This is a genomic window from Aquabacterium sp. (assembly GCF_035476535.1).
Lineage (GTDB): Bacteria > Pseudomonadota > Gammaproteobacteria > Burkholderiales > Burkholderiaceae_C > Pseudaquabacterium.
On record NZ_DATILJ010000101.1, the window covers coordinates 23,015 to 31,872 of the forward strand.

At 68.5% G+C, this 8,858-nt stretch carries 8 protein-coding genes; 1 reads left to right on the forward strand and 7 read right to left on the reverse strand.

Annotated features, from left to right (window positions below):
- Positions 1 to 16 precede the first annotated feature (16 nt).
- Positions 17 to 1,015, reverse strand: a complete 999-nt coding sequence (locus tag VLK61_RS10390) for a TRAP transporter substrate-binding protein (protein WP_325420857.1) — start codon at positions 1,013 to 1,015, stop codon at positions 17 to 19.
- 112 nt (positions 1,016 to 1,127) lie between these two features.
- Positions 1,128 to 1,964: a phosphogluconate dehydrogenase C-terminal domain-containing protein gene (locus VLK61_RS10395; protein WP_325420859.1), complete on the reverse strand. Its 837-nt coding sequence runs from the start codon at positions 1,962 to 1,964 to the stop codon at positions 1,128 to 1,130.
- Between the two features lie 199 nt (positions 1,965 to 2,163).
- On the opposite strand from VLK61_RS10395, the gene VLK61_RS10400 reads away from it, so the two are divergent.
- Complete coding sequence (locus VLK61_RS10400) at positions 2,164 to 2,496, forward strand: hypothetical protein (protein WP_325420861.1); 333 nt, start codon at positions 2,164 to 2,166, stop codon at positions 2,494 to 2,496.
- 45 nt (positions 2,497 to 2,541) lie between these two features.
- On the opposite strand, the gene VLK61_RS10405 is transcribed toward VLK61_RS10400, so the two are convergent.
- Genes VLK61_RS10405 through VLK61_RS10425 form a run of 5 tightly spaced genes read right to left on the reverse strand, consistent with a single transcriptional unit; the run spans position 2,542 to position 8,705 of the window.
- Positions 2,542 to 3,672, reverse strand: a complete 1,131-nt coding sequence (locus tag VLK61_RS10405; RefSeq protein WP_325420863.1) for a DUF2855 family protein — start codon at positions 3,670 to 3,672, stop codon at positions 2,542 to 2,544.
- A 7-nt stretch (positions 3,673 to 3,679) separates the two neighbouring features.
- Positions 3,680 to 4,660: a zinc-binding dehydrogenase gene (locus tag VLK61_RS10410; RefSeq protein WP_325420865.1), complete on the reverse strand. Its 981-nt coding sequence runs from the start codon at positions 4,658 to 4,660 to the stop codon at positions 3,680 to 3,682.
- A gap of 14 nt (positions 4,661 to 4,674) precedes the next feature.
- Positions 4,675 to 5,370: an esterase/lipase family protein gene (locus tag VLK61_RS10415; RefSeq protein ID WP_325420866.1), complete on the reverse strand. Its 696-nt coding sequence runs from the start codon at positions 5,368 to 5,370 to the stop codon at positions 4,675 to 4,677.
- Positions 5,371 to 5,414: 44 nt separating this feature from the next.
- Entirely contained in the window at positions 5,415 to 6,956 is a 1,542-nt protein-coding gene (locus tag VLK61_RS10420; RefSeq protein WP_325420867.1) for a WS/DGAT/MGAT family O-acyltransferase, read from the reverse strand.
- Between the two features lie 42 nt (positions 6,957 to 6,998).
- Positions 6,999 to 8,705 (reverse strand): long-chain-fatty-acid--CoA ligase, encoded by a 1,707-nt coding sequence (locus VLK61_RS10425; RefSeq protein ID WP_325420868.1) that lies wholly within the window; start codon positions 8,703 to 8,705, stop codon positions 6,999 to 7,001.
- Positions 8,706 to 8,858 lie beyond the last annotated feature (153 nt).

Here is an 8,858-nt window from a genome sequence, read left to right on the forward strand (position 1 = left end):
GGCGGCCGGCACGGGGTCAATGCACGTCCTGGATCTTCTTGATGTTCTCGGCGCCGAACTCGCGGCCGAAGTTCAGGTAGACCGGCTTCAGCGCGTTCTGGAAGGCCTGCTTGTCGACATTGCGCACGACCTTCATGCCTTCTTTCTCGAGGATGGCGACGCCGTTGGCATCGTCTTCGTCGACCTTCTTGCGCTGTGCCACGGCGCTTTTCTGCGCGGCGGCCAGGAACAGCTTCTTGTCAGCCTCGGTGACCTTGCCCCACACCTTGGGCGATAGCAGCAGCAGCGCCGGCGAGTAGACATGGCCGGTCAGCGAGATGTGCTTCTGCACCTGCCAGAACTTGGACGACAGGATCACCGGGATCGGGTTCTCCTGCCCGTCCACCGCGCCCTGCTGCAGCGCGCCGAAGACTTCCGGAAAGGCCATGGGCGTGGGCAGCATGCCGAAGGCGCGGTAGCCCTCCATGTGCACCTTGTTCTCCATCGTGCGCACCTTCAGGCCCTTGGTGTCCTCGGGCTTGACGATGGCCAGCTTGTTGTTGGTGATGTGGCGGAAGCCGTTCTCGGTCCACACCAGCGCCACCAGGCCCTTGCTGGGGAACTTGGTCAGCAGGTCCTGGCCGATGGGCCCGTCGAAGACCTTGCGCGCATGCTCGTAGTCGCGGAACAGGAAGGGGATGTCAACGATCTTCACCTCGGGCACGAAGTTGCCGACCGGGCCGGTGGAGGTGATCACCGCGTCCTGCGTGCCCAGTTGCACCGATTCGATCATCTCGCGCTCGCCGCCGAGCGCCGAGCTGGGGAACTGCTGGCACTTGTAGCGCGCCTGCGTGGCCTTCTCGATCTCGTCGCAGAAGGCCGTTGCACCGACGCCGTAATGCGATTCCTTGGACGGCGTATAGCCGATCTTCAACACGGTTTGCGCTTGCGTGCCGCTAGCGGCCAAGGTCAGCAGCAGCGCGGCCGAACTGACAACGGAACGGGCAAGCACGCGGTGCAGGAAGGGCTGGGACATGGTGTCTCCTCGATCGAGGGGTGGAGGGAAACAGCGCTCCGCCGCGCCGTGTCTGCGCAGGCGTCGATGACGGAGGCCGGGACTTGCTGTTCGCTGCCGGTGGCGGGCGGCGTCAGGTGATGCGGCGAATGCTCTCGGCGATTTCTTCGCGCTCGAACACCTGCTTCCAGTCGTCGCGCATCAGCCGGGGTTTGCCGAAGGCGATGGCCTTGTTGCAGGCATCGGAGAACTGGCCCGGGATCTCCTTGAAGATCACCGCGCCGAGGATGGTCATGTGGCCCAGCAGGAAGTCGCGCGCCGCATCGGCCGGCACGCCGCGTGCCACGACCTCGTCCATCGCTTCACGCATCACGTCCAGCAAGGTGGCGCAGACCGTCTCCGACAGCCCCGGCTCCAGCAGCGCCATCTGCTCGACGCTGAGCCGGTAGGAACGCAGGATGGGCTGGTAGATCACTTTCGCGATGGCTTCGCCGACGGCAAAATCTTCGTCCGTGCCCTGCATCAGCGCGCTGACGATGGACTGCTTGGCATACGCGCCGCCGAAGAAGTCGCGCCGCGCCTCTGGGTTGGTTTCGTCGTTGAAGATCGGCGGATGGCAGGGGTGTGCGACGAAGTACACCAGGTCCGGCCGCTCGGGCAGGTGGCCGGCAAACGGCGCCGCGGCGTCCAGCGTCATCACCATCGTGCCAGGCAGCAGCTTCGGCGCGATCTCGGCGGCCAGACGGCCAATCAGCGTGTCCGGCACCGCGAGGATCACGACGTTCGCGCCGTCCAGCGCCGCGTCGACGCTGACGCAGTGGATGCCCAACTCGTCCTGCAGCCGCTGCTGGCCGGCGGCGCCGACTTCGACATGGCGCACCGCATAGGGCGAAGCTTGCAGGTTCTTCGCCAGCCGCACGCCCATTTTTCCGCCGGCGCCGAACAGCGCAATCGTGGCAGCAGCCGCCATGGTCCAGCCCCGTCTTTTGTGTCGATGGGCAATGGTATGATGAGTATGTCAGCACATCAACACATGAGAAACCCTAGGGCTGCCGGCAAGCGCTTGCCTTTATGCCGGCAGCGACAAGAAAGCCGCATGCCCTTGCAACGATGCGACGCCGCCGGCGTCGCTGCGCGGCGAACTGCATGCGAGGCCGATCGCCGAGGTAGTGGCCGATCTGTTCGAGCGCAGCGATGACGACGACAGCAGCAGCATCACGCTGTCCGAACTGCTGGCCCTGGCGGACACCGGCAGCACGGCGATCGACTTCACCGCGCTGGCCACGGAGCTGTTCACGCAGATCGACGGGGACGCCGACGGCCTGCTGAGCAACGACGAAGTCACCGCCGCGGTGACGCTGCTCGACACCAACCAGGACGGCAGCGTGGGCGAGGGCGACCTGCTGCAGGAGCAGTTCGACCAGCAGTCGGTCGAACTGATCGGCCTGCTGGTGCAGGGCCTGGGCGGCCACGACGGCGGCGGACACGACAGCGGCCATTGAACGCCGTTCGGTGCCGGCCCACCCGGCCAGCACCGAACGCGGCGTTCAGGCCGGCTGCGGCGCGAGCATCAGGCCGTCGCGCGGATCGCTGCCGCCGGCGAGCAGTGCGCGGTAGGCCTGCTCGACCGCATCGGCGCCGCGGCTTTGGCGCACCGTCAGCCACGGCGGCTCGGCTTGCGTCAGCGCGGCGATGAAGGCCAACCACGCGTCCGCGATGCGGCTCTCCAACCCACGCCCACCCCAGCCTTGCGGCGGCGGCGCGGCGCGCAATTGCGCCTGGGCCGGTGCGAAGAAGAGCTGCGGTGCCGGCCCGGGCAGCTCACGCGCACCGCGCAGTTGCTCCCAGTGGCTGCCGCCGACCGCGCAGCTGTAGGCCAGCGTGGCGGCCAGATGCTCGTGGACCGAACGCCGCAACGGGGCGCTGCCGGCGAAGTCGACATAGACGCTGGGCACGGCCGGGTCCAGCGTGACGATGTCGTCATAGGCCAGCACCTCGTCGTAGCAGCCCAGTGAACGCACGAAGTCCCGATTGCCCTGCGAGGTCAGGCCCACCAGCTTGGGGCCCTGGCTGCGCCGCTGGATGCAGAAGGCCGTGCCGAAAGCCGTCTTGCTCGAGGCGCTCGACAACAGCAGACGGCTGGCGCCGAAGTCGCCGTTGCTGGCGAGAAAATCGTCGAGCAGGAACGAGGTGGTGAACAGCGGCCGCAGCAGCGCCTGCAGCCCTTCGTGCTCGGCGCGGTACAGCGGGTCGGTGGCACAGGTTTCATAACGGTTGTAAGCAGCGGCCAGATCGGTGCGGTGCGGCGCCGCGTCGGTGAAGCCGCGTGGCCCCGCGCGCCCCGGCTGCACGACCAGGTGCGTGCCCATGGGCAGGTAGCCGTAGACACGCTGCCCGGGCTCGACACCATCGCAGCGCGATTCGGTCACCGTGGCAAAGCCCCACACCGGGATGCAGCCGAAGCCGGCCTCCGCCGTCGGGAAGAACTGCCAGTATTTCATCGCCTCGCCGAAGGCCGCGTAAGTGATGTTGTTGGCGGTCAGCGCGAACTGCTCGATCTGCAGCCGTGCTTCGCCCTCGGCCAGCGGCCGGGCTGCGGGCGCGTCCGGGTCCGGTGCCCAGCGGGTCTGGTGCAGGTCGCCGCGGGCGACGAGAAAGCGCATGGCGTCGGTCGTCATGGCCAGATCACTCAGCACGCAGCAGCACCTTGCCGCTGCGCCCTACCCGTTCAGCGGCGGCCATGGCCTGCGCGGCCTGCGCCAGATCGAACACCGCATCCACCGGCAGCTTCAGCGTGCCGGTGGCGACCAGCCGCGCCAGCTCGCCGATCATGCGGGCCAGCTCGGCCGGCGGTGTGGCCGCCAGCCGCTTGCTGGCCCAGTAGCCCTTGACGACGGTCTGCTTGAAGATCAGATGCTCGGCGCCGATCAGCAGCGGCTTGAAGGTCAGCGAGCCGAAGGAGATCAGCTCGCCGTTCTCGGCCAGCAGGCCCATCAGCTGCTGCGCGGCGTCGCCGCCGATCGATTCGACCGCGCGCACCAGCGGCGCGCCGCCGGTGAGTGCAGCGACACGCTGCTGCCAGCCCTCGTGCTCGGTGGAGATGCCGCCGGCGATGCCGGCGGCTTCGAGATCGGCCAGTGCGGCGTCGCGGCGCACGAGGTTGACGACCTGCACGCCGCGCGTCTGGGCCAGCGTGGCCAGCGTCTTGCCAACGGCGCCGTTGGCGGCGTTCTGCACGATCCACTGGCCGGGCTGCAGCTTCATGTCCTCCAGCAGCATCAGCGCACTCAAGGGCATGGCCAGCAGTTGGCAGGCGGCTTCGTCAGACAGCGCATCCGGCAGCGGCACCAGCTTGGCGGCGGGGGCAATGAAGCATTCGGCCCAGACGCCGTTGCTCGACGCCGTGGCCACGCGCTGGCCGAGCTTCAGCGCTGTTACGCCGTCGCCCAGCGCATCGACGCGGCCCAGCGCCTCGGTGCCCGGCACCGCCGGCAGCGGCGGGCGGTAGCCGTACACACCGCGCAGGATGGCCAGGTCGTGGTTGTGGATCGGCGACAGCGCCAAACGCACACGCACCTCGCCCGGACCGGGTTCGGGCAGCGGGCGCTCACCGAGGGAGACGATCTCGGCCGGGTTGCCGAAGCGTTCGATGCTGACGACGCGCATGGTGGTTTCCTTGATCAAGAGGATGAGGCGGCGGCACGCGGCCGCCAGCCGGATTCTGGCTGCGCCAGCCGCTCGGCGACCAGGCGCAGCACCAGCGGGTTCATGCCCATGCCGGTGTGGCTGGCCGGCACGGCGATGTTCTCGGCCAACGCGCCCGGGGGCTGCAGGCTGGCGCGCCAATGCACCACACCGTCGCTGCGGCTGTAGACGGAGGTGCAGGGCACGGGGGCCGGCTCCTCCAGCCGCGCCATCAGCTCGGGCGCGTAGGCGCGTTGGCCGCTGACGAATTCATAGATAGGACGAGCGTTCGATGCATGCCGGCCGGCGCCGACCGGGCTACCGAGCGTGATGACCTGGCGCACCGCCTGCGGCAACACCTTCGACAGCTCGCGCGCGAAGACGCCGCCCAGGCTCCAGCCGACCAGGCTGACCTTGCGGCCGGAGCGCTGGTGCAGCGTGCGGATGCGCTCGACACAGGCTTCGATCACGCCTTCTCGCGGGCCCAGGTTGAAGCCCTGGCGCCAGCCGTGCGTGCGCCAGCCCTGGCGGCGCAGGAAGCCGCGCAGCATCACGGTGGACGCATCCGGTGCCACCAGGCCGGGTAGCACCAGCACGCTGTGGCCGTCGCCTCGCGCTGCGCTGCCAGCAAGCCAGGGCCACAGCAGCAGGCTGGCCATCGCTTCGGCCGGCGCACGGCATTCGAGTGCCATCAGGTGCAGGCCGGGCGGGCGCAGTGGCTTTTTCCCTCCTCGACTCATGCCGCGGCCGCCTGCCGCGCACCCACGGGGCTCTTGCTTCTGCCCTTGCTTCCGCTCTTGCGCGGTGCAGTGGCCACCGGTGGCGCTGGCAGCTCGGCCAGCACCACCGCTGGCGCCGCGGCCGGGCGCTGGGCCAGCCGTCGGCCGAGATCCTGCGCCGCTTCCATCAGGTAGTCGGCGAGGTCGGCGATGTCGGGCAGCGCGCGTCGGCAGGCCGTCAGGCCGAACTCCAGCGTGCCGTTGTAGCTCTGCACCGTGATGTTCAGCGCCATGCCGTGCGACGGGATCGACACAGGGGCATAGGTGGCGATGCGCGCGCCCGCCAGGTACAGCGGGAACTGCGGCCCGGGCACGTTGGAGACGATCACGTTGGCGATCGGCGGCACCCTGTCGGCCAGCCTCGAGCGGCCGTACAGCGAGGCCAGGCCCGACATCAGCCAGGGCGCGCCGAACGAAGGAAAGTCGGTTGGGATCGCGCCCTTCACTTCGCCGCTGACCTTCTTGCCGGCCGACGCCGACGCATGGATGGCCATCAGCCGCTCCACCGGGTCGCTGATCTCGGTGGCCAGGCCGACCAGGATGAACGACACCTGGTTGTTGAGATCGGTGTTGTCCTTCTCGCGCAGCGACACCGGCACACCGGCCACCAGCGGCTTGGTGGGCTTGCAGTTGTACTCGGCCAGGTAGCGGCGCAGCGCGCCGGCGCAGATCGCCAGCACCACGTCGTTCAGGCTGGTATCACTGGCCTTGGCCATCTGCTTCAGCTCGTCCAGCGGCAGGCTGCGCGTGGCAAACGAGCGCTGGTTGGTGATGGCCACGTTGATCGGCGTCCTGGGCGCGAGCCGCAGGCTGCGCGGCAGCGTGAACTTGCGCTTGCCGGTCTCTTCATTCAGCGGCAGCAGCACGGTGCGCGCGGCACGCGCCACCGAGGGCAAGGTCTTCACCAGCTTGACGTACTGGCGCACGGTGTTGCTCAGCGCCGCGCCGGCCAATTCGGCCACGCCGAGCTGGTAGCGGTTGGTGCGCCGCCGCGGCCGCGGTGGCTTGATGATGCGCGGCGTCGCAGCGGTGTCCAGCAGCGCAGTGGCCAGCGCCACACCAGCCTGGCCGTCGATCGCTGCGTGGTGCACCTTGGCGTACACCGCCACCTGGCCGCTGGCCAGGCCTTCGATCACCACCAGCTCCCACAGCGGCCGGCTGCGGTCCAGCAGCGGCGAATGCAGGCGCGCCACCAGCCGCTCCAGCTGGTCGGGCGTACCCGGGCGCGGCATGATGATGTGGCGGATGTGGTGGTCGATGTCCAGGTCTTCGTCATCCACCCACACCGGATTGGCCAGCTCGAAGGGCATCAGCGCCAGCTTGCGCTGGAACACCGAGGCCAGGTGCAGGCGCTGCGAGACATGGTGCTTCACGTCTTCATAGAAGTCGCCGCCATGGCCCGCGGGCAGGTCCAGCACCATCAGGCTACCGACATGCATCGGCATCTCGGGGGTTTCCATGTGCAGGAACGAAGCGTCCATGCCGCTCAAGTGATCCATCAGTGTCTCCGGTGTCTACGTGCGCTGTCTTTGCGCGTTATTTCAAGCCTGGGCTCGGCGCGCGGCTTCTTCGTCGACCAGGTCCTTCTTCGACAACTTGCCGACCGGCGTCTTCGGCAGCGAGGCGCGGATCTCCAGCGCCTGCACCATCTCGTGCTTGCCGAGCCGAGGCGCAAGGAAGGCCTTCAGCTCGTCGATCGTGAACGGCGCGGCACCCGGCTTCAGCGCGACGAAGGCCTTGGGCGACTGGCCGCGGTACTCGTCCGGAATGCCGATGACGCAGACCTCCAGCACCGCCGGGTGCTCGTAGATCGCCTCTTCGAGGATGCGCGGGTAGACGTTGTAGCCGCCGCACAGCAGCATGTCCTTGGTGCGGTCGACGATGTAGAAGCAGCCGTCCTCGTCCATGCGTGCCACGTCGCCGCTGCGGAACAGGCCGTCGGCGGTGAAGGCCGACGCGTTCGCCTCGGGCGCATTCCAGTAGCCCTTCATGACGTTGGGGCCGCTGATGCACAGCTCGCCCGGTTCACCGACCGCCACCTCACGCGCGGCATCGTCCAGCGCGCGCAGGCTGATTGTGACGCCGGGCACCGGCAGGCCGCAGGAGCCGGGCTTGCGCAGCCCATGCACGGGTGTGAAGGTGCCGGTGGGCGAGGTCTCGGTCATGCCCCAGCCTTCGTTGAGCGTGCAGCCGGTGAGCTCGAAGAAGCGCTGCGCCACTTCGGCCGGCAGCGGCGCACCGCCGGAGCCGCAGTGCTTCAGCGAACGCAGGTCCATCTGCGCGGCCTGGGGATGCTGGGCGATGGCCGTGTACATCGTGGGCACGCCGGGGAACATGCTGATGCGCTTGGCCTGCAGGTCCTTGATCACCGCATCGAGGTCGAAGCGCGAGTGCAGCACCAGGTGCGCGCCCAGCCGCACGCCGAGCAGCAGGCAGACCGAGAGGGCGTAGATGTGGAACAGCGGCAGCACGACGAGCATGCGCTCTTGCCCTTCAGCCAGCAGCGGCGGCGTGCCCTGCGTGGTGATGAAGAACTGCGCCGCCGCGGCCGAGAGGTTGGCATGCGTCAGCATCGCGCCCTTGGGCAGGCCGGTGGTGCCGCCGGTGTACTGCAGGACCGCGAGGGTTTCGTTCAGGTCGGCGATGGTGTGGCGCTGCAGCGGCGCGGCGTTGTCCAGCACCTGCTGGAAGCTGACGTGGCGCTCGTCAGCTGGCACCTCGGCAAGTTGTCCGGCCTGGCGCAGATGCGCCAGCGTCGCCTCGGGCGCGGCACCGAAGTCGCCCATGCTGCCAACCACCAGCTTCTTCAGTCGCGTCGAACCGAGCAGCCGGCCCATCTGCGGGTACAGCGCCGCGAGGTCCAGTGTGAAAAGAATGTCGGTGCGGCTGTCCTCGACCTTGTGCGCCAGCACGCGTTCGGCATCCAGCGGCGAGTAGTTCACCACCGTGCCGCCGGCTTCGAGCACGGCGAAGAAGGCGATCGCATAGTGCGGCGTGTTCGGCAGGTACAGCCCGACATGCACGCCAGGCCCCACACCTTGCTGCTGCAGCCCGGCCGCCAACCGCTCGACCCGGTGGCCAAACTCTCGGTAGCTGATCACCTGGCCCATGAACTCCAGCGCCGGCTTGTCGGGCCAGCGCGCCACGGCCTCGTGCAGCAGCGCCGGCACCGGCATCAGCGGCAGCTCGGCGTCCCAGGCCATGCCGGCCGGGTAGTTGCGAATCCAGGGGGTGTTCACCGTGCTCATCTCTGTTTCCTGCTCAACGCTTCTTGAACGACAGCGCAAACAGCGCCGCCAGGAACATCATCACGCCCAGTGCCAGCACCGACGGCGCCAGCCCCTGGTGCTGCTTGATCGGCCCCAGCAGTGCGGGCCCGATGGCACCACCCATGCTGCCGA